Source organism: Bacteroides sp. OM08-11 (assembly GCF_003438665.1).
Taxonomy (GTDB): domain Bacteria; phylum Bacteroidota; class Bacteroidia; order Bacteroidales; family Bacteroidaceae; genus Bacteroides; species Bacteroides cutis.
The window spans coordinates 383,016-409,892 of record NZ_QSTJ01000002.1 but is presented as its reverse complement, the minus strand read 5'-3'; the positions used below and the strand labels follow the sequence as shown (position 1 = coordinate 409,892).

At 41.6% G+C, this 26,877-nt stretch carries 18 protein-coding genes; 8 read left to right on the top strand and 10 right to left on the bottom strand.

Going from position 1 to position 26,877, the window contains the following annotated elements; translation table 11 throughout:
- Positions 1–10: 10 nt before the first annotated feature.
- The 6 genes from DXC10_RS05435 to DXC10_RS05410 form a co-directional block, all read right to left on the bottom strand.
- Positions 11–1,684 (bottom strand): RagB/SusD family nutrient uptake outer membrane protein, encoded by a 1,674-nt coding sequence (locus DXC10_RS05435; protein WP_101543013.1) that lies wholly within the window; start codon positions 1,682–1,684, stop codon positions 11–13.
- A gap of 13 nt (positions 1,685–1,697) precedes the next feature.
- Positions 1,698–4,475: a TonB-dependent receptor gene (locus tag DXC10_RS05430; protein WP_187120666.1), complete on the bottom strand. Its 2,778-nt coding sequence runs from the start codon at positions 4,473–4,475 to the stop codon at positions 1,698–1,700.
- Between the two features lie 30 nt (positions 4,476–4,505).
- Positions 4,506–6,368 (bottom strand): RagB/SusD family nutrient uptake outer membrane protein, encoded by a 1,863-nt coding sequence (locus DXC10_RS05425; protein ID WP_117737470.1) that lies wholly within the window; start codon positions 6,366–6,368, stop codon positions 4,506–4,508.
- Between the two features lie 12 nt (positions 6,369–6,380).
- A complete protein-coding gene (locus DXC10_RS05420) occupies positions 6,381–9,515 on the bottom strand; it encodes a TonB-dependent receptor (RefSeq protein WP_117737469.1) in 3,135 nt (1,044 codons plus the stop codon).
- 252 nt (positions 9,516–9,767) lie between these two features.
- Positions 9,768–13,697 (bottom strand): hybrid sensor histidine kinase/response regulator transcription factor, encoded by a 3,930-nt coding sequence (locus tag DXC10_RS05415; protein WP_233519878.1) that lies wholly within the window; start codon positions 13,695–13,697, stop codon positions 9,768–9,770.
- Positions 13,698–13,900: 203 nt separating this feature from the next.
- On the bottom strand, positions 13,901–14,497 hold the full coding sequence (locus tag DXC10_RS05410) for a MarC family protein (protein WP_101544776.1): 597 nt from the start codon (positions 14,495–14,497) through the stop codon (positions 13,901–13,903).
- 175 nt (positions 14,498–14,672) lie between these two features.
- Here DXC10_RS05410 and DXC10_RS05405 point away from each other — a divergent pair, with 175 nt between their 5' ends.
- Positions 14,673–15,335: a Crp/Fnr family transcriptional regulator gene (locus DXC10_RS05405; protein ID WP_101544773.1), complete on the top strand. Its 663-nt coding sequence runs from the start codon at positions 14,673–14,675 to the stop codon at positions 15,333–15,335.
- 73 nt (positions 15,336–15,408) lie between these two features.
- Here the strand turns inward: DXC10_RS05405 and guaA (DXC10_RS05400) are convergent, their stop codons facing one another.
- The 4 genes from guaA (DXC10_RS05400) to mscL all read right to left on the bottom strand — a co-directional run bounded on the left by guaA (DXC10_RS05400) (position 15,409) and on the right by mscL (position 19,496).
- A complete protein-coding gene (gene guaA / locus DXC10_RS05400) occupies positions 15,409–16,716 on the bottom strand; it encodes a glutamine-hydrolyzing GMP synthase (RefSeq protein WP_117737467.1) in 1,308 nt (435 codons plus the stop codon).
- 62 nt (positions 16,717–16,778) lie between these two features.
- Positions 16,779–18,332: a glutamine-hydrolyzing GMP synthase gene (guaA, locus tag DXC10_RS05395; protein ID WP_101544768.1), complete on the bottom strand. Its 1,554-nt coding sequence runs from the start codon at positions 18,330–18,332 to the stop codon at positions 16,779–16,781.
- Positions 18,333–18,407: 75 nt separating this feature from the next.
- Positions 18,408–18,803, bottom strand: a complete 396-nt coding sequence (locus tag DXC10_RS05390; RefSeq protein WP_101544766.1) for an HU family DNA-binding protein — start codon at positions 18,801–18,803, stop codon at positions 18,408–18,410.
- A gap of 255 nt (positions 18,804–19,058) precedes the next feature.
- Positions 19,059–19,496 carry a large-conductance mechanosensitive channel protein MscL gene (mscL, locus tag DXC10_RS05385; RefSeq protein ID WP_101544764.1) on the bottom strand — a complete coding sequence of 146 codons (438 nt, stop codon included), beginning with the start codon at positions 19,494–19,496 and terminating at the stop codon, positions 19,059–19,061.
- 141 nt (positions 19,497–19,637) lie between these two features.
- Between mscL and gap the strand changes: the two genes are divergently transcribed.
- The 7 genes from gap to DXC10_RS05350 all read left to right on the top strand — a co-directional run bounded on the left by gap (position 19,638) and on the right by DXC10_RS05350 (position 26,872).
- Entirely contained in the window at positions 19,638–20,648 is a 1,011-nt protein-coding gene (gene gap / locus DXC10_RS05380) for a type I glyceraldehyde-3-phosphate dehydrogenase (RefSeq protein ID WP_101544762.1), read from the top strand.
- Between the two features lie 95 nt (positions 20,649–20,743).
- Complete coding sequence (locus DXC10_RS05375) at positions 20,744–22,801, top strand: M3 family metallopeptidase (RefSeq protein WP_117737466.1); 2,058 nt, start codon at positions 20,744–20,746, stop codon at positions 22,799–22,801.
- The gene (locus DXC10_RS05370) at positions 22,798–23,316 is read left to right on the top strand and encodes a DUF4847 family protein (protein WP_101544757.1); all 519 of its coding nucleotides are present in this window, start codon (positions 22,798–22,800) and stop codon (positions 23,314–23,316) included. The genes DXC10_RS05375 and DXC10_RS05370 overlap by 4 nt, the downstream gene beginning before the upstream one ends.
- 24 nt (positions 23,317–23,340) lie before the next feature.
- On the top strand, positions 23,341–23,778 hold the full coding sequence (locus tag DXC10_RS05365) for a dCMP deaminase family protein (RefSeq protein WP_101544754.1): 438 nt from the start codon (positions 23,341–23,343) through the stop codon (positions 23,776–23,778).
- Between the two features lie 113 nt (positions 23,779–23,891).
- On the top strand, positions 23,892–25,637 hold the full coding sequence (locus tag DXC10_RS05360) for a S41 family peptidase (protein ID WP_101544751.1): 1,746 nt from the start codon (positions 23,892–23,894) through the stop codon (positions 25,635–25,637).
- Positions 25,549–26,094 carry a 5-formyltetrahydrofolate cyclo-ligase gene (locus DXC10_RS05355; protein WP_101544749.1) on the top strand — a complete coding sequence of 182 codons (546 nt, stop codon included), beginning with the start codon at positions 25,549–25,551 and terminating at the stop codon, positions 26,092–26,094. The genes DXC10_RS05360 and DXC10_RS05355 overlap by 89 nt, the downstream gene beginning before the upstream one ends.
- Complete coding sequence (locus DXC10_RS05350; RefSeq protein ID WP_101544747.1) at positions 26,084–26,872, top strand: histidinol-phosphatase; 789 nt, start codon at positions 26,084–26,086, stop codon at positions 26,870–26,872. Before DXC10_RS05355 ends, DXC10_RS05350 begins: the two co-directional genes overlap by 11 nt.
- The last annotated feature ends 5 nt before the right edge of the window (positions 26,873–26,877 follow it).

The window sequence follows — 26,877 nt, the reverse complement described above, 5'->3', positions numbered from 1 at the left end:
TCTACATATATCAATTCCAACCCGGATTTTGCTTCAGATTACCATTCTTGAACAACTCTGTATTAGCAATCGGATAGAAGTATAACTTGTCTTCTATGGTACGAGATTCTAATGTCGCTTTCTTATAAGATATCTCGTCACCATTCTTCGTGATCTTTACAGCATAGATGTCCTTCGATTCATCCAACTCTTTCCAGCGGCGCAAATCCCAGAAACGATGTCCCTCGAAAGCCAGTTCCACACGGCGTTCATTCTTCACACGTTTCAAGAAATCGGTTGCAGACAAGTTGCCCGGCAAAGGCGGCATCTTTACACCTGTTCTACCACGCACTGCATTGACAGCCTCCAATGCACTCATGGCGCAATTGGCAGTTGTACGGTTAATATCTCCATAAGCATTGACCATAGCCTCCGCATAGTTCAGCAATACTTCAGCATAACGGAACAAAATCCAGTTATGATTAGTACTTGCCGAAGCTGAACCGGCATCAAAAGTAATACTCTTATCTACATACTTGCGCAAATAATAACCGGTAGTAGTGGCATTGGTCAAAGGAAGTCCGTTAGCGCCCCCTTCCCATATTTCTACGGCCTTGGTCGACGGCCATGCCATTCCGTTGTGAACAATTGTCAGATAAAAACGCGGATCTCTGTCTTTATAAGGGTTCGCACGCATGGCAGCATTGTTCCAATCGAAAGCGGTACCATTATTCATTTCAAAAGCACTTGCCAGGTTCTCCGTCGGACAAGTAGTGGTATTTCCACCAGTCACCCCTTTCGGGAAGTTGGCACTTTCAAAAGACGAACTTGTTCCGGTGGCACGTACCAAAATGACCTCTTTACTGTTGTAATTGGTCGCCCCAAACAGATTGGAGAATGATGCGTCCAAGTCAACTCCCAACTCTGATTTCTGTCCGATTATTTCATAGGCAGCTTCTGCAGCAGCTACCCATTTGCTATTATCGTTGCTTGTGTTATAAAGCGGACTTGCCGCATAGAGGGCTGCACGCGCTTTCAATGCCAAAGCTGTAGCTCTTGTTGCGTGTCCCTTTTCCGCTCCCGGCATATTAGCATAACTAACCGGAAGTTTACCGGCTATCGCGGCACATTCGGAGATTATAAAATCAAGAATTTGTCCGGCTGTAGCAGGCTCGGCAGCATTGGCCTCATCCATAGTCATCACTTTGGTTATTAAAGGCACATTCTGATACCGTCTTACCAATTCAAAGTAGAAGTAAGCACGCAAAAAGCGGATTTCATTTTCAAAGTTTGGATAGTTCACCATCCAGTCTTCGTAGTCATCACTATTTTCCCAAGTCTCAAACTTCAAACCTGTCAGGTTCTCCAGATAAAAATTTGCATCATGGATACCATTGTAATAAGTACTGAACTTATCATCTACCGTATAGTTGGCCGACCATGTGCCATTCACGAAACGTTGGATATCAGATGTTTCATAAATATGTACGGCATCATCCGTAGCTGCATCCAGCATAGCACCGTCAATATTACAAAAGTTTGAAGGCAGATAGCCGTAGGTATTCGTTACAAATTGCTTAACACGATTATAGCTTCCTCGGATCTCTTCCAAAGAGTAATAATCCGATTCATTGCAGTCCATAAAGTCACAGGACGTCAATAAACCTGCAAAGAGTAGTATTGTAAAAATTTTCTTTAATTTCATACGATTCAAAGTTTTAGAAAGATAAATTAAATCCGAAAGTATACTGAGTCATCGTAGGATGTTCTGCACCGATAGATTCCGGATCACGAAGATCAAGATTATCAATGCTGAACAAATCGTGTGCACGGGCAAAAAGCTTAGCACCCCCTAAGAAGCCAGTTTTCTTGAGCAATCTGGACGGGAAATTATAATACACCTCCAGTGTTCTCAATTTCAGATAAGAAGCATCGGCCACCCACATCGAATTCGTACTGTAGTTATTATCTGAACCGGAATAAGTCAGACGCGGTAATGTTCCGGTCGGGTTTGTTTCGCTCCAGCGATTTTCCCAATAATAGGTAGAAATTGTATTATTACTTACGATAGGACGGTAAAGACTCGGTGTGTTCAATATTTGGCTATAATTACCCACTCCCTGGAACAACGCATAAACACCGAAACCTTTATATTCAGCTCCTAAATCGAATGAATAATAAATCTCAGGACAAGTAGAATTATATCCCAACGGCACCTGGTCGTATGAGTCAACCCGGTTATCTCCATTCTGATCTTTGAACATCAAGTCACCCGGACGTACACTACCCAAATATTGTTTCACTTCGCGATTATCAATTTCTTCTTGCGACTGATAAATTCCTACAACTTCATATCCATAAATCTGCCCGATAGGACGTCCTGTACGTTTCAGATAATCATAAGGACGATATTCCTCATTCTGATTGATAATTTCATTGCGCGCAAAAGTAAATTGTCCGCCCAGATGATAAGAGAAATCACCTAATTTATCATCCCAGTTCAAAGCTACTTCTACTCCTTTATTATCTACAACACCATCGTTGATACTGGGAACAGACATACCGAATGTCTGAGAAATGGCACCACTGCCGGCTACCAGAATATCCGTGCGATGATCGTAGAAAGCATCCAAAGTCAAAGAAAGTTTATTCCACGCTCTGAAATCTATACCAACATTCAGTTTATGAGATTTTTCATAAGTCATATTATCAATACCTAATTGAGTAAATTTCATACCACTTGAAGAACTTGGGTTGGTAGTCCAGAAATAGTATGAGTTACCACTGCCATAAATATCCTGGAAAAGATTAACACCATAGTCCGCACGTCCGGAAATACCATAAGACGCTCTTACTTTCAACAGGTTCAACCAGTCATTCTTCATGAAGTCTTCTTCAGAAAGAACCCATCCGGCACCTACTGCCGGGAAAATTCCCCAACGTTTATCCGGATCAAGGATACTGGAAGCCGAACCGGACATTGTGAAGTCCAACAAATAGCGGTTGTCGTAAGCATAGTGTACGCTACCCACTATGTCCATAAAAGCACGTCCTGTATTCTGGTCTTTCGAGTTTTTCTTATCCATTGAATAAAGTAAAGTAGCATTCAGGTTATGCTTGTTCCATTGCTTCATATAATTAGTATATGCCTCCAAATTGAAGTGGGTCGTTACAGAACCTACACTCTTTGAAAAAGAAAGTGTTCCTTCATTTCGAAGTGTTGTATACCCTTTTTCACCAGTTGTCAAATCAATAGTGGCTGCTTCATAACCGAAGTTCTTCGTATTGTTATCCCAATAGGAAGCCGTATTGTCGATACCAACTTTGAAACCGGCCGACCATCCGGGAAGAATGGCAGACAAATCTTGTTTCAAATGCATATCGGCATACATGGCACGAGTTTGTGAACGGGCATACCCTCTGCCCGCAATCAAACCGACCGGGTTGTTGCTATAAGTTGTTGTACCCCCATAAATGCCTCTATCTGTCTTGACAGGGAAAGCGCCTGACGGAACCTGATACAATGCGGAGAAAATATTCCCTGTCGACTCTCCGGGACGATTATGCTCAGAGAAATTACCCAACAAGTTCAACTGTACGGTAGTGGTAGGAGTCACCGTAATATCCAGATTTGTACGGATATTCAAACGTGAATACTTAAATTGAGTAGAATAACCATCGGTTTCTTCCGTAGGTTTCAGAATACCGCGATTATCCAAAAAGTTCAACATTGTATAATAACGTACAAACTTACCACCCCCTTGTGCAGAGAAGTTCACATTATCTCCATAACTCATATTTCTCAATGATTCATCCATCCAGTCTACATTCGGGTAAACACTCGGATATGTCTGGTTTTTGAAAGCATCGAGTTCGGCCGAAGAATAACGAGGATCAAGTCCGTCATTTTTCATAGCCTCATTCAAGGCATTGGCATACGTATAACCATCTACAAAATCCGGTAAGTATTTAGGAGTAGCCATATTGAACTCATAAGAGAAATTAATACGGGGTGCCCCCATTGTTCCGCGTTTGGTTTTCACAAGTACCACTCCATTGGCACCGCGAATGCCATACAAAGCAGTGGCTACAGCATCTTTCAACACACTTACAGATTCAATTTCTTCTGAACTCAGTTCGTCAATAGACCGTTCAAAACCATCGACCAGGATGAGCGGAGTTTTGGAACTTGTAGTACCAAGTCCACGTATATACATAGTGGCTCCGTTTTCCCACACTGTACCGGCGTTTTGTAAAACCTGCAAGCCCGGAATTGTACCAAACAATTGGTTAGAAGGCTTGATACTGTTTTTATGTGAAAGGGCGTCATTAGTAGCTACAGAAATTGCACCTGTCACTTCCTGTGCGTCATAGGTAATAGTACGTCCCAATTCTATTGCCTCCCGTTTTTTATGAACCGTCAAAGTATCTTGTTGTGCCATCATACCACATGAACACAACACACCGGCTAATAGTATATTTAATCTTTTACTCATAATAATCTTCATTTCTAATTTTCAGAAATATTATTCCCAACCCGGATTTTGTACCAATCCGTATTGTTTGTTAACCTCGTCTGAAGGGAAAGCGCTTAGATACCAGATTGGAGAGAAACCACCGGCATTCCACCAAGCACGCTTTCTGTCTGAATTTGCAAGAGAGAAAGGTTCACAGATATAAGAACCGTCGTTTTTGTTTTTATAGACATTCAGGCCATGTAATGGTGTAGTGAACTTCTCTTCCATCTTCCAGCGAATTAAGTCGAAGAAACGTACTTCTTCATAACCAAATTCACAAGCACGTTCACGAAGCACGGCAGCACGGAACTGTTCCTGGTTCATTCCTTCCTTCAGTCCTCCCAAACCAACACGGGCGCGCACCTGATTGACATAGCTATATGCCGTAGAATTAGGACCTCGATGATACTCATTCAATGCTTCCGCATAAGTCAGATAAAGTTCGGCTATGCGCAAGAAAGGCCACTGAATGACATGTCCCTTCAGTTCCGCACCACGATCCAGTCCCCATTTCCGGCAAGCTATTCCGGTCTTCAGGCTCAATTTGTTCATGGCACCTATTTCCCAATCTCTTCCTGCAGGATAATTTTCCTTATCATCTGTCTTGGGAGCTGTCAAGCCCGCTGTTCTTCCTTGAAAAATATCACCATCCATCAGGAAAGTTTCGTTCAGACGGGGATCACGGTTGACAAAGGGATTTTTAGTATGTTCGGGATTATTCCAGTCAAAATCACTACCATCAGCCATAGGAAACATGTCGAAATATTCTTTGGTCGGATTGTAACCACCCCAACGGATAGCGTTCCATAACATTAAATCTCCCGAACTCAAACTTGCGCTATAAATGTTCCTGTGTACAGATATCAAAGTTTCAGTAGTACCGCGATCAAAATAAGCCTTACGGAAAGCATAACGGTACTCATTCTCGGCAACATCACTTTTCTGTACCATCCGGAAATAGCCGTTAGCATTCAATGCGGTGAAAAAGGCTTCACAGGCATCAATAGCCTTTTTCCAACGTTCGTGGTCATAACCGCCAAACCAAGTCATCAATTTTTCGGAAGCTTCACCTGCAGCATAAGGTTGGTCACTATTAAATAGCGGACTTGCGACAAATAGCAGTACTCTCGCTTTTAAGCCATAGGCTCCTGCCTTGCAGAGGCGTCCATCCCACTGAGCCATATCCGCATCCGAAACTCTCCACGGGAATTGGGGACAGTTAATCGCTTCATCCAACAAACGAATAATGAAATCCACCGTTTCTTGCAGAGTAGCACGTGCCGGCATTTCGTCCGATGCCGCAAGCACATGGTCAATAATGGGCAATGCGCCATAGTGGCGTAGCATATTGGCATATTGAACAGCCACAACCATTTTCGCCTCTGCTTTCAAGCGCTCTTTTTCCTCCTGATCCATGTCTGGCACACGATCTATATTGGCTACTACCAACCAAGCGTTACGAATAGAAGACCATATATGAGTATCTGCATCGTTAAACCACATCTTAGTTGCCATATAAGTAGCGCGTGGCCGATTTTCTTTTCCGGCATCGTAATTGCCGTTATAATAAATCTTTTGTACGCCGGAATATCCCACATTATCGCAATTCAAATCTGTCAGTCCTTCCAAATTTCCCAACCACATACCGGTCCAATAGTTCTTCGTATCAAGTCCGTATGGCAGATACTGATAACTATACCACAATACACGGCGGGCATATTCAGCGGTAGAGAAAACAGTATCGATAGTAACGTCTGTACTGGGCGGTTTCTGCAGGAATTTATCTCCAAACGCCAAGTCCTCACAGGAGATGGTTGTAACCAACCCCAACATCAATATAATGACATGAAAATGTTTCTTTATCTTTTTCATAAATACAGTTTATTAAAATCCAACTTTCAAACCGAAATTCACGATCTTAATCAACGGATATGCCCGTCCGTTTGCATTGGATTCCGGATCACAAAAATCCAGATCGCTAAATGTCAACAGGTTGTATCCGGATACTGAAAGACGCAGAGAATTGATATGTATCTTCTGCAACAACTGTTTCGGGAAAGAATAACCGAGTTCGATATTCTTCAGACGAACATAAGAGGCATCGCGCAACCACAAATCAGAATCTTGATAGTTATTTGTTTTACTACCTGTCAAAGAGATGGCAGGAGCTTTTGCACTGTTACCCTTTTCCGGTGTCCAAGCATCGTCGATCATATATTGCATCAGTGAGTTGGTACCAGTCTGTCCGAAAGGAGTACGATAAATGCTACTCACCAAACGAGAAGTTTTAAATGCGCCAGCCCAAGTCATACTGAAATCAAAACCTTTCCAAGAAAAACCTGCTTGTAAGTTACCATTCAAAAGCGGATAGGTAGGATAACCAATGGCTGACTTGTCATTAATATCAATTTTGTGATCGCCATTCAAATCTTTATACTTCACGTCACCGGGTTTGGGTGAGAAACCGGCACCATGATCGGGAATTCCACCTTCCGTACCTTTCACGTTTTCATAGTTCTCCGCATCCGTTTCTGAGAAGAAACCATCGGTTACATAACCGAACTGCTGCCCTACAGGACGTCCGGTTTCGCACATCCACTCATAAGGTTGAGGAATTTCATCTTTAAAAATTACTTTATTCTTGGCATACGACCAGTTTGTTCCGATATAATAACTAAAGTTACGAATTCTATCTTCCCAACGGGCTGTTACTTCAAAACCTTTGTTATCTACCTTACCCATGTTGACAATCGGTAAAGAAATAGCAAGATAACCGGGATTTACCTGACGGGAAATCAAGATATCCTTACGATGTTCTATAAAGTAATCAAAAGAAGTCTTCAAACGACTGTCGAAGAAATGTAAATCAACTCCATAATTCTGCTTAGCAGCAGTTTCCCATGTAACATCTGGATTACCGACCAAAGATTCTTTGGAACCGGGCAATTTATTGTTAGTGATGGATCCAAAGTTTACAGATCCTGTACTGAGCGTATAATTATCCGGCAAGTACAGAAAACGTGAACTATTGGATACAATATCATTACCTACAATACCGAAAGAAGCACGAATCTTCAGATAATTTACCGCCGGTTTTAAAGCTTGCATGAATTTTTCTTCAGAAAGTATCCAGCCAATAGATCCGGCAGGGAACGTACCAAAGCGCTTTCCTTCCGCAAAGTTCTCGGAACCATTATAACCTAAGCTCAGATCGAGCAAGTAGCGTGTCTTCCAGTCATAAGTAAGACGACCCACAAAACCAACATAAGCACGAGGAATACCAGGATAATTATTACTAAAATAATATTTCATGGTCTGATTATACATGGCAAGAGCAGACACATGATGTTCACCGAAATTACGTTGATAATTCAAGGCTGCTTCCAGATACCAGTTACGGCTTTGTCCTGTTGACTGGCTAAATCCCAGTGTCTGTGATTCCTGAGATTTCTTCAAAATGGCTTCACCATTCTCGCCTTTCACAGCCTGGTAATTCTCAATACGACCCTCACGACGTTTATTATAGGTAACACCACTATTATAAGCGCCCTTAACATGAGCAACCAGACCTTTTGTAATAAAATTCAGTTTTTGCTCCAATGAAAAGTCGAAATTGATTGTATTTCCGGTCGTTGTGTTATATCCTTTTCCATAATAGGCACCTAAACCGTCATTCAATGTACCGAATGAGCCGAAAGTAGCCTTATCACCTACTATCCATTTTCCGTCTACAATACCGGCACCTGAGAAAGGAACGGCACTGTAAATATTGTCAAACAAATATGAAATGTCTGTATATGTACCGTTATTATAGTTAGGTTGACGTTGGTCTGACAGACGTCCTCCCAAGTTGATTTTCATGGCAGTAGTCTTCGTCACGTCTATATCCATATTGATACGATAGTTGTAACGGTTGTATTTGAAACCTTTGTCATTGCCATTATCAAACGTAGTGAAAAGGCCATCTTGTGTAAATACACCCAACGATGCAAAATAACGAACCCGTTCCGAACCTCCGGAAATGGATAAGTTATGCTGAGTCTGTAACGCCGTGTTCCTTATCATAAGATCGGTCCAGTCTGTATCCGCATAAATCAAAGGATTACTATGTGTACGGAAAGCTTCCAGAATTTCATCAGAGAACATCAGCTTATCTTCTGCCACTCCATCGCGTAATTGTGCAGCATTATAGGTGGTAGCATAATCGTAACTGTTGGCAAACTCCGGAATATTGGTAGGCATCTGAATTGCCATACTGGTAGAAAACGATATTTTCGCTTTACCTTGTTGTCCGCGTTTAGTAGTAACCAGAATAACACCATTGGCACCACGTACACCGAACACAGCAGTAGCCGAAGCATCTTTCAAAACAGTGATATCTTCTATTTCATTAGGATCCAACTGAGTGAACGAACGTTCCACACCATCAACTAAACATAACGGACTGGATAATCCGGTAGTTAAAGAACCAACTCCACGTACATACAAAGTAGCATCATCGGCACCCGGTTGACCACTAGTCTGTACACTGGATAGTCCCGGGACTTTACCACTTAAAGCATTGGCAATACTACCTACCGGAGATTTCATGATTTCGTCCGACTTCACCGAAGCCAAAGCACCTGTTACCGTTACCTTTTTAGTAGTACCATAAGCTATGACCTGCACTTCTTCCAGTTGTGTCACATCTTCTGATATAAAAATCTTCAGTTCACTTTCTCCTTTGTAGACGATTTCTTTATCCTGATATCCTACAAAAGAAACAACAAGAGTCTTCCCTACCGGAAGCTTCAACGTAAACTTACCATCCATGTCTGTAATCACACCATGTGTGGTACCTTTTACCATAACTGTAGCACCCGCTACCGGTCCCATATCATCAGAGACCGTACCCGTCACTACTTTTTCTCTAGCCTGTTGCGTTGTATTCACCGATTGGACGCGAACATCACTACCCCACGTCTTACCCGCATACAAGACTAACAAAGCAAAAGCAAATAACCAAACTCTGTTTCTCATAAGTTAGATTTTAATTTAAAATTCATGTTCTTCATTCTCTATATACATATTTATGTAATTTAATATCAAAATCCGACACTTTTCAAACCTCTCAAAAAGATGCGCAAATAAAGAATTATTAAACATGAAAAACTTAGCTTCACACAATTGTCTAAGACACAAATAGTACGTCGGACTATATATGCCGCACTTCGGACTATAAGTGCACAGCAACAAATAGAAGAATAATGAACTTATTAGGGGGGATATTCGTTAATGAATTTTCTTTCGGTAGTTCTGAGGAGAAACTCCGAACAAATCTTTGAAGCAACGACTGAAATAACGAGAAGAAGAAAAACCTAACCGATAAGATATTTCCGAAACATTATATTGCGGTTCTTCTTTCAACATTCTCAAAGCTTCTTCCAATTTAAGTTTTAAAGTAAACTCATTGGGAGTAAGCCCTACCACTTCCTTAAAACGAAGAAATAATTTACTTCGTCCCATATTCAACTCGGAAGCCAACATATTCATATCAAAATCCGGATTGTCAAAGTTCTGTTTTATCACAGCAGTTGCAGTATCCAATAGTTTCTGATCGACTATACTGGTACCCAAAGTCTTCACATCCTGCTCTTCCTTTATAACCATATTCAATCGAGCCATTAATTTTTTCCGGCTATTCAGCAAATTATTACAACGTGTCAACAATACCTTGACATTAAACGGTTTTGTGATATAATCATCAGCACCTGACATATATCCTTCTATCGTATAATCTACCGAAGATTGCGCCGTAAGTAACACAACTGGAATATAAGATAACTCCAACGAATTTTTAATCTTACTACACAATTCACTACCTGACATTACCGGCATCATAACATCACTCACAATCAAATTAGGATGTAGTTGGCATGCCATATCAAATCCAATCTGCCCATTCATTGCTTTATGGACCGTATAGGTGGGCGAAAATATTCCTACCAACATATCCAACATCTCCTCATCATCTTCTACAATCAAAATACTAGGTAGTCCCTCCTTCTCTTCTTCCAGCGGATCATCATTTTCAAGGGCAGTATTATCCGGCAATATTTCTTCCGCTATAAGTATACCTTCTTCTTCCCAATCCAATGAGTGTACTACAGTCTGCTCATATTCAAGTTCTTCGGCAGTAAAATGTCCATTTCCCAATAACAGTTGTATCTTGAAGCAGCTTCCCTCTCCTAATACACTTTCTACTTTTATTTCGCCTTTGTGAGCATCTACAATACCTTTTGTAAAGGCCAAACCAATGCCACTTCCCAAAATATTTTTCCCAGGACCATCATTTACCTGATAAAAACGCTCAAATATTTTCGATAAAGATCCTTCGGGAATTCCGCAACCAGTATCTGCTACTGCTATTTCAACAGTTCGTTGTTGCCGCTTAATAGAAATCTTAATGTGTCCTCCTTCGGGTGTATACTTAAAGGCATTCGACAATAAATTGAACAATACTTTCTGCATTTGTATGGCATCAAACCATAAGTCTATTTTCTCTTCTGCATGTTCGAACGTATAGCTGATATTCCTTTTTCGAGCAAGATCTATAAATGACTGATAGACTTCTTTCATGAATGGAATAATATCTACACACTCAACTTTCAACTTCAGGAAACCCTGCTCCTGTTTTCTAAAATCCAACAACTCAGTTATCAAAAAACGTAAATTCATTGCATTCTTGTATATGCCATGTAAGCGCTTATTCAGAGTAGGAGATAACTTATCCAACTGCAACAACATTTCTATTTGCCCTATTATCAGCGTCAAAGGTGTTCTGAATTCGTGTGAAATATTGGTAAAGAAACGAAGCTTCATCTTATTCAATTCTTCTATCCGTTCTTTTTCATCTTTTTCTTTAGCCAATGACAATGCCAAGAGCCGATGCCCAGTCCTTATTTTCCAGAAGACATAAATAATGATCGCCATGATTATCAAGTACACCAAAAATGCCCAAAACGTAGCGAACCATGGATGGTGTATCTTAATATCAAGAGCTATTTCTTTATATCCTTTTCCTAATATCTTACTTTTTGATTCACGTACTTTCAACACATAGTTTCCCGGAGCCAAATTAGTATAGCCAATTCGTAACTGATCTGTAGAAATCCACTCTTTATCAAAGCCTTCCAGTTTATACTGAAATCTGACATTTCTTTCATGTTCCACATAATTGGAACTAGAGAAATCAATCATAAGATTATTTTGATGATATGCCAGATCAAGGGAATTTGTAAAAGGTAATGCCTGTGACAGTACTCCCGATTTATCCCCAGGACGTACTATAGCATTATTAATATGAAGATTGGAAAAATAGAATTCTGTATGACTTTCACTTTCCAAATACAGATCTTTCTCTCTGAAAGAAATCATACCGTCTACTCCTCCAATATAAATCAAGTCATCGGAAGCTGTCCATACACCACAACCATCCGTCACGGCAGATATTCCTCCTTTAAGTCCTAATTCAATCGAGTATATGGAATTATTAAAAGGAGAATAAAGAGAAATACCTCTATCGCTAGTTATCAATATATTATTCTTGGGCGTTTCTACCATATTATAGCAAAAATCACTTATCAGATTATCTTGTTTCGCTGTATGATGTTTCCACTCCTTTGTTTCATAATTATAGGTAAAGATACCATTTCCTAAAGTCGAAACATAAACCATTCCGTCGGTCGCTTCCATAATTCTGGTTATCTTGGCTTTCCGTTCCGCAATCTTTTCTATATTAATTCGCTCTACCCGTGTCCATTCTCCAATCTTCATCCGATACAGATTATAATCGGCAGTCAACCAAATATATCCACGAGAATCTATTTCAAATGTCAGATAGAGTCTATTCTTATTGATCAGTTGAAATTCATTTGTTTCAGGATTTAACCTCCAAAAACCATTACGTGCAGATACATACAACCAATTGTCTTTAAACAAGACATGATATATTATTCTATTCGGTCCGTTTTTTGTCCGTTCATAATCTGTAAGATAGTTATAGAATTTTCTACTTTTCCGGTCATATCGGCTAACACCTCCCGTATAAGTACCAATATATATTTGGTCACGCTTATCATCATAAGTTATGCTCTTAGTATTATTGTGCAAAATGGAATTTATACCGGATGCCATATAATATGTAAAAGTACCGGTCTTTCTATCCAAACAGTTCACTCCTCCTCCATCCGTACATATCCAAAGATTACGATCCTTATCTTCAACCATTTGCCCGACAATCGGAAAGCTCAAACCATCTTTGTTCAATTTACTATATGGATAATAATGAAATATATCCTTCGACTTATTAAAATAATTGACACCTCCGTAATAAGTCCCTATCCAAATGGTACCCTGCCTATCTTTATAAAGAGAAAAAACAGATTGATGCTCCAAAGAACCCGGATAAGCACTTGGACGATAAACAGAATAAGTATCAGAATAGGGATTATAAACTTGTAGCCCCTCAAAAGTACCAAACCATATATTTTGCTGATCGTCTTCAATGAAATCGCGTATCTGTTCACTAACAACACGCGTAGGAGAATGCAACTCCTTCTTCAATATTCCATCTCTGCCGATTTTATATAACCCTTTCATACGGGAAGCTATCCATAATTCATTACGACTACTAACGAATAACTTAAATATTTCGACGTCGGGCAATACACACTTAACAGTATCGTCTTCCAGCGCATAAAGCCCTTTGGCAGTTCCAATCCAAAGTTTATCTGACATCTCTTCGATACACCAAATATAGGAAGTATTTATTTCACGAAAGAAACATAAAGAATCAGTATCAGCATCATACTTGAATAGTGAATCACGGACAGCACACCATACTTTTCCTTTAATTACGGCTAAAGCACCAATATTGGAAGAACGTAACTCTCTAAGACTTTCTTTTCGAATATCATATTTAATCAATGTCCCATTATTGCGTATAAAGATATTCCCCTCATCATCACCTACAATCTGATTAATCTCTCCATTGATAAGTTTCTCTTTATGAGACTGCCCCTCTACAACATCATAAGATATATATTTGTAAATCTGCTTACCATCATATACATTGATACCCTCATTCGTCCCAAACCATATTCTCCCTAAAATATCCTGATAAATAGCTAATACAGAGGGATTGGAAAGTCCATCTTCCATTCCCAATTTCTTAAAATATTGTCCGTATACACAGACAGAAAACAATAACAAGATAGTTGAAAAAGAATATTTGATTCGCCTCATCAGTGATATACTAGATATTTACGAGACGAAGATATAAAAAATAAATTAATAGATTTTATTTTTACGCATCAATATAACGAAAATACATTTATTTTTGTTAGAAAAACAAAGTTCACCCTCTACTTTTGCAGTGTTTCGAGCAACAACGAGATATTCGCCATAAATAGTCTGACAGAGATAGCCAGCAATATAATACCGAAGAACTTGCGAATGATATAGATACCCCCTTTTCCCAAGAAGCGTTCCACACGTCCGGTCATGCTGACAACAAAATATACCCATATCATATTCAGAACCAATGCAATGATGATATTAACACTCGCATATTCAGCACGAAGCGATAACAAAGTGGTGAAAGCGCCGGCTCCAGCCAATAGCGGGAACACTAAAGGTACCAAGGTAGCTTCCTTAATGGGACCCTGGTTTTTAAAGATTTCAATATCAAGAATCATTTCCAACGACATCAAAAAGATAACAAACGCGCCTGCCACCGCAAACGACTCTATATCCACATGAAATAATTTCAGCATCATATCGCCTGCATAAAAGAAACCTATCAGCAATGCAAACGAAATTAATGTTGCTTTGAGTGCATTTACATTTTTCCCCTTCTCCTTTAAATTGATTATAATAGGAATAGAACCAATGATATCTATCACAGCAAACAGCACGATAAATGCACTGGTCATCTGTTGCCAATTAAATGCTGAAAACATATTTCCCTCCTTTTTTTTGCAAAGATAATCTATTTTTATGCATTCTACAATATTTCTTAATAACGAATGAATAGCACTTTTAAGAAATAATAAAAAAAACAAAAAGAGAGACTAAGTGTTTACGGCAGAGCTTGATTATATCTACATTTGTCTCTAAACCAGAAGATGAAACGATATGGAAACAATGTTTGATACCTTACTTCAATTGCCGCTCTTCCAGGGACTAGCCCAGGAGGACTTTACGTGCATTTTGGGAAAGGTAAAATTACACTTCACAAAACATAAGGCGGGAGAAGTTCTTCAGAAAAAAGGAACTCCTTGTAACCAACTTATGTTTATACTGAAGGGAGAAGTAGTTTCTTCCACATCGTCGGATGATGATTCTTACAGCTTTACCGAGTATTTGTCAGCTCCTTATCTGATTGAACCACAATCTATGTTTGGCATGAATACTTGTTATGTATCCAACTATCGTGCACATACAGAAGTACATACTGTCAGCATCAACAAGGCGTTCGTGATGGAAGAATTATTCAGGTATGAAATATTTCGCCTGAACTATATGAATATTATCAGTAACCGTGCACAAACGTTATACAGCCGTTTGTGGAATAAACCGTCTAACAGTATAGAAGAACGTATAGCCTACTTCATCCTAAAACATACGGAACGACTCACCGGAGAAAAGATTCTGAAAATAAAAATGGAAGACTTTGCACAAATTCTCAACGAAACCCGCGCCAGCGTATCGAAGATTCTGAACAGCATGCAAGAAAACGGGCTGTTGGAATTGCACCGGGGAGAGATTGTAATACCGGAAGTGGAAAAACTATTATAACCGTTTTCATAAATTAGTAAAGCCCGAAGCAATGCTCCGGGCTTTATCATATTAATATATTATACCTGTCTTCTCACTCCCACTCAATCGTAGCATTGGGTTTCGGAGACATATCATAACAGACACGGTTAACATTCTTTACCTCCTTAAGGATACGATCAGTAATTTTCATTAGAATAGACCAGTCCACCGTTTCAATAGTAGCAGTCATGGCATCCACCGTATTGACAGCACGGATAATAACAGGCCAATCAAAAGAACGGGCGTTATCGCGTACACCTACCGACTTGAAATCGGGAACAACCGTAAAGTATTGCCATACTTTCTTATCCAAGCCAGCTAAATGGAACTCCTCACGCAAAATAGCATCCGATTCACGAACGGCTTCCAAACGATCGCGCGTAATGGCTCCTAAACAACGGACACCCAAACCCGGTCCAGGAAATGGCTGGCGATAAACCATTTCATAAGGTAAACCAAGTTCGATACCACATGCACGCACTTCATCCTTGAACAATTGCCGAAGGGGTTCCACCAGTTTAAACTGCAAGTCTTCGGGCAGACCGCCTACATTATGATGTGATTTCACCATCTTGGCAGTTTTCGTGCCACTTTCTACAATATCAGGATAGATAGTACCTTGTCCCAAGAAATCGATACCATCGAGTTTACGGGCTTCCTCCTCAAATACACGGATAAACTCGCCGCCGATAATCTTGCGTTTCTGCTCAGGATCGGCAACACCGGCCAGCTTATTCAGGAAACGGTCTGTAGCATCCACATACACAAGGTTGGCATTCAGCTTGTTCTTGAATACTTCGATTACATCTTCCGACTCACCCTTGCGCATCAGCCCATGGTTTACATGCACACATACCAAGTTGGATCCAATGGCTTTCAGCAGCAGAGCGGCCACTACCGAACTGTCCACCCCCCCCGACAGGGCAAGCAACACTTTCTTGTCGCCCACCTGGCGGCGTATCAACTCAATCTGGTCATTGACGAAGTTCGTCATGTTCCAGTTGGTTTCAGCCTTGCAAGTATCGAACACAAAAGATTTTACGGCACCCTTTATAGCTTCCACATCATCCGTAAACCGGGGAAGCTTCACCTCGCACAGCGCCTTGTCATGTCCGGCAGCCATTACCGGAAATCCTGCCTCATAAATTTCGGGGAGCACGTCAATAGACACCCCGTCAATCACATTATTAGGACCACCGTTGATGATAATACCTTTCACATTGGGTAAGGCTTTCAACTCGGCCGCCGTAATGTCGTGCGGATAAATTTCACTATATACCCCCAATGCACGAATAGCTCTGGCAAGCACTGTATTTTCATTGCTTCCCAAGTCTAAAATCACAATCATGTCCTGTTTCATTCTTATATATTTTTTAAAGTTAAGTAAGTGATAAAAAACAGTTTATATTATTCAATCCCGCATCACTCCCACTCTATTGTACTAGGCGGCTTCGATGAAATATCGTACGTGACACGATTTACACCTTTCACCTTATTTATAATATCATTGGATACCTTACCCAAAAACTCGTAGGGCAAGTGCGCCCAATCTGCCGTCATAGCATCAGTGGAGGTCACGGCACGCAAAGCTACAGCACGTTCGTAAGTACGTTCATCCCCCATCACACCCACACTCTGTACAGGTAACAGGATAACACCTGCTTGCCATACTTGGTGGTATAGTGTTGTCTCATTGCCATTGGTATCCTTCACCTTCCAGTTACGTAAACCCTGAATAAAAATATCGTCAGCGTCTTGCAAAGTACGCACTTTCTCCGGCGTAATTTCACCCAAGATACGAACAGCCAATCCTGGTCCAGGGAAAGGATGACGGGTTATCAAATGTTCCGGCATACCCAATTCACGTCCCACACGACGAACTTCATCTTTGAACAACCATTGCAATGGTTCGCACAGTTGCAAGTTCATTTCTTCCGGCAAGCCGCCCACGTTATGATGACTCTTGATGGTCTTGCCAGTAATGTTCAGACTCTCAATACGGTCAGGATAAATGGTACCCTGCGCTAACCAACGGGCATCGGTTATCTTATGCGCTTCAGCATCGAATACTTCTATGAAATCACGACCTATGATTTTACGTTTCTGTTCAGGTTCCGCAATACCCTCCAAATCCTTGAAGAATTTTTCACTGGCATCCACTCCGATAACATTCAAACCCAAACATTCATAATCGTGCATCACATTTTTGAACTCATCCTTACGAAGCAAACCGTGATCAACAAAAATACATGTCAGTTGATTACCGATGGCACGATTTAGCAACACAGCAGCGACTGAAGAATCTACCCCTCCGCTAAGTCCAAGAATAACACGATCATTTCCTATTTGCGCTTTCAGCTCGGCCACTGTGGTATCTACAAACGATGCAGCACTCCAACTCTGGCTACAACCGCAAACCTCTACCACGAAATTACGCAACATTTGCGTACCGTCCTCACTGTGGAATACTTCCGGATGGAACTGTACGCCCCACATCTTTTCATCTTTCACCTGATAAGCAGCAATCGTCACTTTATCCGTAGAAGCAATAATTTTGAAGTTATCAGGCACAGCAGTAATCGTATCGCCATGACTCATCCATACTTGGGTGTTTTCTTTCACACCTTTGAAAAGGATATTCTCACGGTCGAAAGAACTAAGATGCGCACGCCCGTATTCGCGGGTTCCGGCAGGTTCTACCCGTCCACCGTTACTATAAGAGATGAATTGCGCACCGTAGCAGATGCCCAATATGGGGTACCGTCCCCGGATCTCGTCCAAGTTCACCTTGAATGCACTCGCATCATATACGGAAAAGGGGCTACCCGACAGGATAACTCCTTTTACGCTCTCATCCCCATGCGGGAATTTATTGTAAGGCACAATTTCGCAATACACATTCAGCTCACGAACGCGGCGGCCGATGAGCTGTGTTGTCTGTGAGCCAAAATCAAGAATAATAATCTTCTCTTGCATATCAATCTGTTATGGATTTTATAAACGATTTGCAAAAGTAGAAAAAAGTAGGAAAATAACCGTGAAATATGCGATTTATTTCCCAAATTCCACCAAGTCCACGTCCTCGCCCAGCACACGGCGGTATCCGTCCGGTTGCCTGCTGCGTTCGGGGATGAACTGCACCCGCACCGCCTGCACCTGCTCCGCGCTCACCTCTTCGGGCGTATCCACTCCCTGTCCGGCACAACTCAGCTTGTAGAAGAACGACCCGAGGCCGTCCATGTGCACACTGCGCCCGCTCTCCATGTAGAACGCCATCACCTCGGGCAGCGAACGGATGACGGCATGCACATCAGCCGGAGTAACCGTACACCGGCAGCTGATGGCCTCAGCCAATTCCTGCGTATCCACAGGATGTTTTAACACACACGCACGGGGAAACCATTTGAATTTTCCGGCTATCTTGGCACGACTTTTCTTATAGAACATAATTTATTCGTTGGTTGAAGTTAATACAATATAAATGTCAGACAGACTGCCTTGTAGGGAAAGGGCACATTAAAAGCCTTCTAATGCCGCATTAAAAGCCTTTTAACATGGTATTAAAAGGCTTTTAATCACAATTCAGTCCTATACCCTGCGCCATCCGGTCCGCAACGGAGATTGTCCGGGTCCCTTATGGTTCCTATTTCATTAATGAACTGCCGGGCGCAGACCGGCGGGGACAGGGGCGCAAAGCCGCCATCACTTCCTGTCTTTCAGCAGGTCGCGGATTTCCGTCAGCAGCACTTCTTCCTTGGTAGGGGCAGGCGGTGCGGGGGGAGCGGCAGGCTCTTCCACTTTCTTCTTCTCGGCCAGCTTGGAGATTAACCGGATAAACAAAAAGATAGAAAAAGCGATGATCAAGAAGTCGAAGGTAGCCTGCAAGAAATTCCCGTAGTTCAGCGTCACCGCTGCGATATCTTTTCCATCCACCACTTCAGCGGGCTTCAACACCCACTTCAAGTCAGTAAAATTGACACCGCCCACCAGCAAACCGATTGGAGGCATAATGACATCCGCCACGATGGAGGAGACAATTTTTCCAAACGCGCCACCTATAATCACACCGACAGCCATGTCTATCACATTGCCTTTCATGGCAAAAGCCTTAAAATCCTGTAAAAATGAACTTTTTCCCATCTTTTCAATTATTTAATTATGAATTTGAGTGCGAATATAAAAACATTTTCTTACTTTTGCACCGCATTTGGAAACAAATGCTTCTTGAAAAGAGAGATATTTTAAACAAATATTACAAAACCTTTAAAAGTTTAAACAAAAATGATTAAAGTAGGTATTAATGGATTCGGACGTATCGGACGTTTCGTATTCCGCGCTGCTCAGAAAAGAAACGATATTCAAATCGTTGGTATTAACGACCTTTGTCCGGTAGATTACTTGGCTTACATGTTGAAGTATGATACAATGCACGGTCAGTTTGACGGAACAATCGAAGCTGATGTTGAAAACAGCAAGTTGGTTGTAAACGGTAACGCTATCCGTATTACTGCAGAAAAAAATCCTGCTGACTTGAAGTGGAATGAAGTTGGTGCAGAATATGTAGTTGAATCTACAGGTTTGTTCCTGACTAAAGAAAAAGCTCAGGCTCACATCGAAGCCGGTGCTAAATACGTTGTAATGTCAGCTCCTTCTAAGGATGACACTCCGATGTTCGTTTGTGGTGTTAACGAGAAGACTTACGTTAAGGGTACTCAATTCGTATCTAACGCTTCTTGTACTACTAACTGCTTGGCTCCTATCGCTAAAGTATTGAACGACAAGTTCGGTATTACTGACGGTTTGATGACTACTGTTCACTCTACAACTGCTACTCAGAAAACAGTTGATGGTCCTTCTATGAAAGACTGGAGAGGTGGTCGTGCTGCTTCTGGCAACATTATCCCGTCTTCTACTGGTGCTGCTAAGGCTGTAGGTAAAGTTATCCCTTCATTGAACGGTAAATTGACCGGTATGTCTATGCGTGTTCCAACTTTGGACGTTTCAGTTGTTGACTTGACAGTTAACTTGGCTAAGCCTGCTACTTATGCAGAAATCTGTGCTGCCATGAAGGAAGCTTCTGAAGGTGAATTAAAGGGTATCTTAGGTTATACTGAAGATGCGGTTGTTTCTTCAGACTTCTTGGGTGACACTCGTACTTCTATCTTCGACGCTAAAGCTGGTATCGCTTTGACTGATACTTTCGTTAAGGTTGTATCTTGGTATGATAACGAAATCGGTTATTCTAACAAGGTTCTTGACTTGATTGCTCACATGGCATCAGTTAACTGCTAATATACAGTTAGAAAATAATAAAAAATAGGCGACTTCTATCGAAGTCGCCTATTTTTTTTGCACTTTTGCAATTAGAATACTTTTAAGTTAATAATATGAATAAGATACATACCTCAAATCCTTTCTTTGAAAAATATACAGCCCCACACGAAACTGTTCCTTTCGATCGAATTAAGACCGAACATTACGAGCCTGCCATCCGGGAAGGTATTCGTCTACAAAATGCCGAAATAAATGCCATCACCGGCAACCCTGACACCCCGACTTTTGCCAATACCGTATTGGCATACGAAGAATCAGGAGAATTGCTCCAACACGTCAATACGGTTTTCGGTAACCTGCTCAGCGCCGAGACCAGTGATGAGCTGCAAGAACTTGCCAAAGAAATCATGCCGCTGATGAGCGAGCATGAAAACAACATCAGTTTAAACGAAAAATTATTTGAACGTATCAAGACTGTTTATGAGCAAAGAGATAAGGAAAAACTCGATCCGGAACAAGCCAAGTTACTGGAGGACACCTACAATGGTTTCGTCAGAAACGGTGCGAACTTACAGGGAGAAGCCAAAGAGAAGTATCGCGGGCTATGTAAGGAACTCAGCCTCCTGACCCTACAATTCAGCGAAAACAATCTGAAAGAGACGAACGATTATGAACTTGTCTTAACCGAACAATCCCAATTATCCGGTCTGCCTGAAAGCGCTATGGATGCCGCTGCCGAGACGGCACGGGAAAAGGGTATCGAAGGATGGGTGTTTACCTTGCAAGCCCCCAGCTACGGACCTTTCATGACATATGCCGACAACCGGAACTTGCGCCATGAGTTGTATATGGCTTACAATACGAAGTGTACGCATGACAATGCCTGCAATAATCTGGAAATCGTGAAGAAGATAGCCAATATACACCTGGAGATTGCGCAGTTACTGGGTTACGATAATTTTGCCGAATATAATCTGGTGGAACGTATGGCAAAAAACAGCGAGTCTGTTTACAAGCTGCTGAACCAATTGCTGGATGCATATACTCCGACTGCTCGGAAAGAATATGCCGAGGTACAGATATTGGCGCGCCAGGAACAAGGAGAAGATTTTATCCTGATGCCTTGGGACTGGGTATACTACTCCCATAAGTTGAAAGACCGAAAATTCAACATCAATGACGAAATGCTCCGCCCTTACTTTGAACTGAACCAAGTGAAGGAAGGCGTGTTTGGCTTGGCAACCAAACTGTATGGCATCACATTCAAAAAGAACCCGGATATTCCTGTCTACCACAAAGATGTAGATGCTTACGAGGTTTTCGACAAAGACGGGAAATATCTTGCCGTGCTCTATACGGATTTCCACCCCAGAGCCGGTAAACGGTCGGGCGCTTGGATGACAAGTTACAAAGGCCAATGGATAGAGGGAAAAACGGGAAAGAACAGCCGCCCCCACGTTTCCATCGTTATGAACTTCACCAAGCCGACACAAAGCAAACCGGCTTTGCTGACTTTTGGCGAGGTAGAGACTTTTCTTCACGAATTCGGGCACAGCTTGCACGAAATGTTTGCGGATACTACTTACCACAGTCTCAGCGGAACCAATGTATATTGGGATTTTGTTGAACTTCCTTCTCAACTTATGGAAAACTTTGCCATCGAGAAAGAATTCTTGCATACCTTTGCCCGCCACTATCTGACAGGAGAACTCATCCCAGACGAACTAGTACAACGCATTGTTGATTCTTCTAACTTCAATGTGGCATACGCCTGTCTACGACAAATCAGTTTCAGCCTTCTCGACATGGCATGGTATACTCGCAATACTCCATTCGAAGGAGACGTGAGAGCATACGAGAAGAAAGCATGGGATAAAGCGCAAATACTTCCCACAGTGGAAGAGACTTGTATGAGTACCCAATTCTCACATATATTTGCCGGAGGATATTCTGCCGGATATTATAGCTATAAATGGGCGGAAGTGTTGGATGCCGACGCTTTCTCGCTATTCAAGCAAAAAGGTATCTTCAATCAGGAAGTGGCCGAGTCTTTCCGTAAAAATATTCTTTCCAAGGGAGGTACAGAGCATCCGATGACGCTCTACAAACGCTTCCGCGGACAAGAGCCGACTATTGACGCATTATTAATCAGAAACGGAATAAAGAAATGAAAAAGATAATTCACATGAAATCCATCGGCTGTTGCCTGCTGATGCTTGCCGTACTCCTCACGTTCAGTGCCTGTAACGATGAAGACGACGTGGCTGAAATTTTCAATGGAAAAACTTGGAAACTAGCCCGGCTTACAACAGAAAATGGTAAAGAACAGTTCTACAACGGTTTGTGGAGCAGTGACAAAGAAAAAGAAAACAGCCTTGAAGCCCTCAAGCAACAAGGAAACTTCACTTTAAGTTTTGACATAGTCGAAGTGAATGGAGAAATTACCGGTACGGCAAAAGCGCATGGCATTAGGGCAAACATTGAAGACGCTTCCGTGAAAGTTGATGGGAAGACACGCTCACTGACTCTTAATGGAAAAGTAACCGGAGCTGAAACTGACAAACTTGCCAAAGCATTCATGGCAGGCTTGTTGAAGGTTTTTAAATATGAAGGCGATTCTAAATCATTAACCCTTTACTTTAAAGACGAGAATACAACCAAGGTCATGGGATTTACTGCTCAATAAACACAGAAACGATATAATAAAGACATGGACGACTCCACAAAAATCAAACAAGAAGCATTGGACAAGCGTTATGTACGCATGGCAAGTATCTGGGCAGAAAACTCATATTGTAAACGCCGCCAAGTAGGTGCATTAATTGTCAAAGATAAAATGATTATCTCCGACGGTTATAATGGTACTCCTTCGGGGTTTGAGAACGTATGTGAAGATGAAAACAATGTAACAAAGCCCTACGTGCTACATGCCGAAGCCAACGCCATCACCAAGATAGCCCGTTCTAATAACAGCAGTAACGGTGCTACCATGTACGTCACTGCTTCTCCCTGCATAGAATGCGCCAAACTTATCATCCAGGCAGGTATCAAGCGTGTAGTCTATTCAGAGAAATACCGTTTGGAAGACGGTATCGAACTGTTGAAGCGCGCAGGAATTGAGGTCGTGTTTGTTGCTGTTGATAATTAAGAGTTGATAATTGTAGGTTAATAATAACTTCAATCGAAACTACACATTAATAAATAATAAGAGATGTTTTGAGCGAAGCCAAATCGTAAATCGTTAAATCGTAAATAAATATCATGGGTACAAAAAACTCTTCCCGCTTTACCCCACTTATCATTGCAATCAGCGTAGTGGCGGGTATTCTTATCGGAACGTTTTATGCCAGACATTTTGCAGGAAACCGTTTGGGGATCATCAATGGTTCATCCAACAAGCTGAATGCCTTGCTACGTGTTGTTGATGACCAATATGTGGATAGTGTCAACATGACAGACTTGGTTGAAAAAGCCATGCCACAGATATTGGCAGAGCTTGACCCCCACTCCACTTATATTCCGGCACAGAAACTGGAAGAAGTGAACTCTGAACTAGAAGGTAGTTTTAGCGGTATCGGCATCCAGTTTACCATACAGGAGGACACCATACACGTAAACAGCGTAGTTCAGGGAGGTCCTTCCGAAAAAGTGGGACTGATGGCAGGTGACCGTATCGTGACGGTGAATGATAGCCTGTTCGCCGGTATAGGACTTACGAATGAAAAGGCCATGCGTAACCTGAAAGGTCCGAAAGGTTCACAAGTCAAACTGGGTGTGAAACGTGCCACCGAGAAAGAGTTACTGGACTTCACCATCACCCGTGGTGACATCCCACAGAACACGATTGATGCGGCTTATATGATTAACGATGATTTCGGCTATATACAGGTCAGTAAATTTGGCCGCACTTCTCACATCGAACTACTGAATGCGATTGCCCAATTGAGCCATCAAAAGTGTAAAGGACTTATCATCGACCTGCGTGGTAATACCGGTGGTTATATGGAAGCCGCTACCCGAATGGTAAATGAATTCCTGCCCGAAGGCAAACTGATAGTTTATACACACGGCCGTAAATATCCTCGCATGGAAGAATATGCCAACGGGACAGGCAGTTGCCAAAAAATGCCACTCGTGGTATTGGTGGATGAAGGCTCCGCTTCAGCCAGCGAAATCTTTGCCGGTGCCATTCAGGATAATGACCGTGGAACGATCGTAGGACGCCGTTCTTTCGGTAAGGGATTGGTTCAACAACCTATCGACTTCAGTGATGGTTCCGCCATCCGCCTGACCATCGCACGTTATTACACTCCGTCGGGACGATGTATACAACGTCCCTATGAAAGTGGTAAGGACAGTAAATATGAAATGGACTGGCTTACTCGCTATGAGCATGGTGAGTTCTTCTCCAAAGATAGTATCAAACTTGATGAGAACCTGCGTTATTCCACAGGTTTGGGACGCCCCGTTTATGGTGGAGGCGGTATTATGCCGGATATATTCGTTCCGCAAGATACTACCGGTATATCTTCCTATCTGATAGAAGTGAGCAACAAGGGATTGTTAATACAATTCAGCTTCCAATATACTGACCACAATCGTGCTAAACTGAGTGAATTTGATAATGAGCAGGATTTATTGAAATATCTACGTCATCAGGGTATCGTGGAACAGTTCATACGTTTTGCTGACTCCAAAGGCATCAAAAGGCGTAATCTGTTGATACATCGTTCTTATAAATTATTAGAAAGAAATCTTTATGGTAATATTATCTATAATATTTTAGGAAAAGAATCTTATATCCGATATGCCAATGAAAGTGACGCTACTGTGAAAAAAGCACTGGAGGTTCTTGAAAACAACGATGCTTTCCCAAAAGCACCGCAACAAACCAGTCAGGAAGAAGAGAAGAAAGATGATGGAAAGAAAAAAAGAACTGCGCAAGCGTATAGCTCTGTTGAGAACCCTTCACAACTCTACCGTTACGCTTCAGTTACAGTCTGCTAAGATACTTGCCGCCCTTGAAACACATCCGGCTTTCAGGACAGCACATACTGTGTTGCTTTACCACTCATTGAAAGATGAAGTGGATACGCATGAATTTATCCGGAAATGGAGCAGTAAAAAACAGATATTACTCCCGGTAGTAGTAGGCAATGAGCTGGAAGTACGTAAATATACGACTCCTGAAGAACTTGTTCAGGGTGCGTTTGGCATCAAGGAGCCCATGGGAGAATTATTTACCAACTATGCCTTGATTGACCTTATCGTAGTCCCCGGTGTGGCTTTTGACACTAAAGGTAACCGGTTGGGGCGTGGTAAAGGATATTATGATCGTTTGTTACCCCATATTCCTTCGGCTTACAAAGCCGGTATTTGTTTTCCATTTCAAATCGTAGAAGAAGTTCCTGCGGAATCGTTCGACATCCGTATGGATGAAATCATAACTTACAATGAAAACTAATTATCATACTCATACCACCCGCTGCATGCATGCCACAGGAAGTGACGAAGATTATGTCCGTAGCGCCATTAAAGGTGGCTTTCAGGTTCTCGGTTTTTCAGACCATACTCCGTGGAAATATCGTACTCACTATGTAGCTGATATGAGAATGCTCCCCGAAGAATTACCTGATTATGTGAACAGTATACAAGTACTTCGTGAGAAATACCACGAACAAATCGATATTAAGATAGGACTTGAATGTGAGTATTTCCCTGACTATATCCCCTGGTTGAAAGAACAAATCAAAAAATATCAACTGGATTATATTATTTTCGGTAATCATCATTATCACACAGACGAAAAATTCCCTTATTTTGGACATCATACCAACAACCGAGACATGCTCGACCTCTATGAAGAAAGTGCTATAGAAGGTATGGAAAGTGGTTTATATTGTTGTCTCGCCCATCCAGATCTGTTTATGCGTTCGTATCTCAGATTTGACCATCATTGTACATCCGTCAGCCGTCACATCTGCCGTGCCGCCGCACGTCTCAATATACCACTGGAATATAACATCGGATATGTCGCTTACAATGAAGCTCATGGAATAACTACTTATCCTTGTCCGGAATTTTGGCATATTGCCGCTAATGAAGGCTGTACTGCCATCATCGGAATGGATGCGCATTGTAATCTGGATTTGGAAATTCCTGTTTACTATGCCCGAGCCATAAAAGAACTAGAGACGTTAAAAATTAAGAGGACAGATAAGTTAATGATGAAAAAAAGATAAATGAT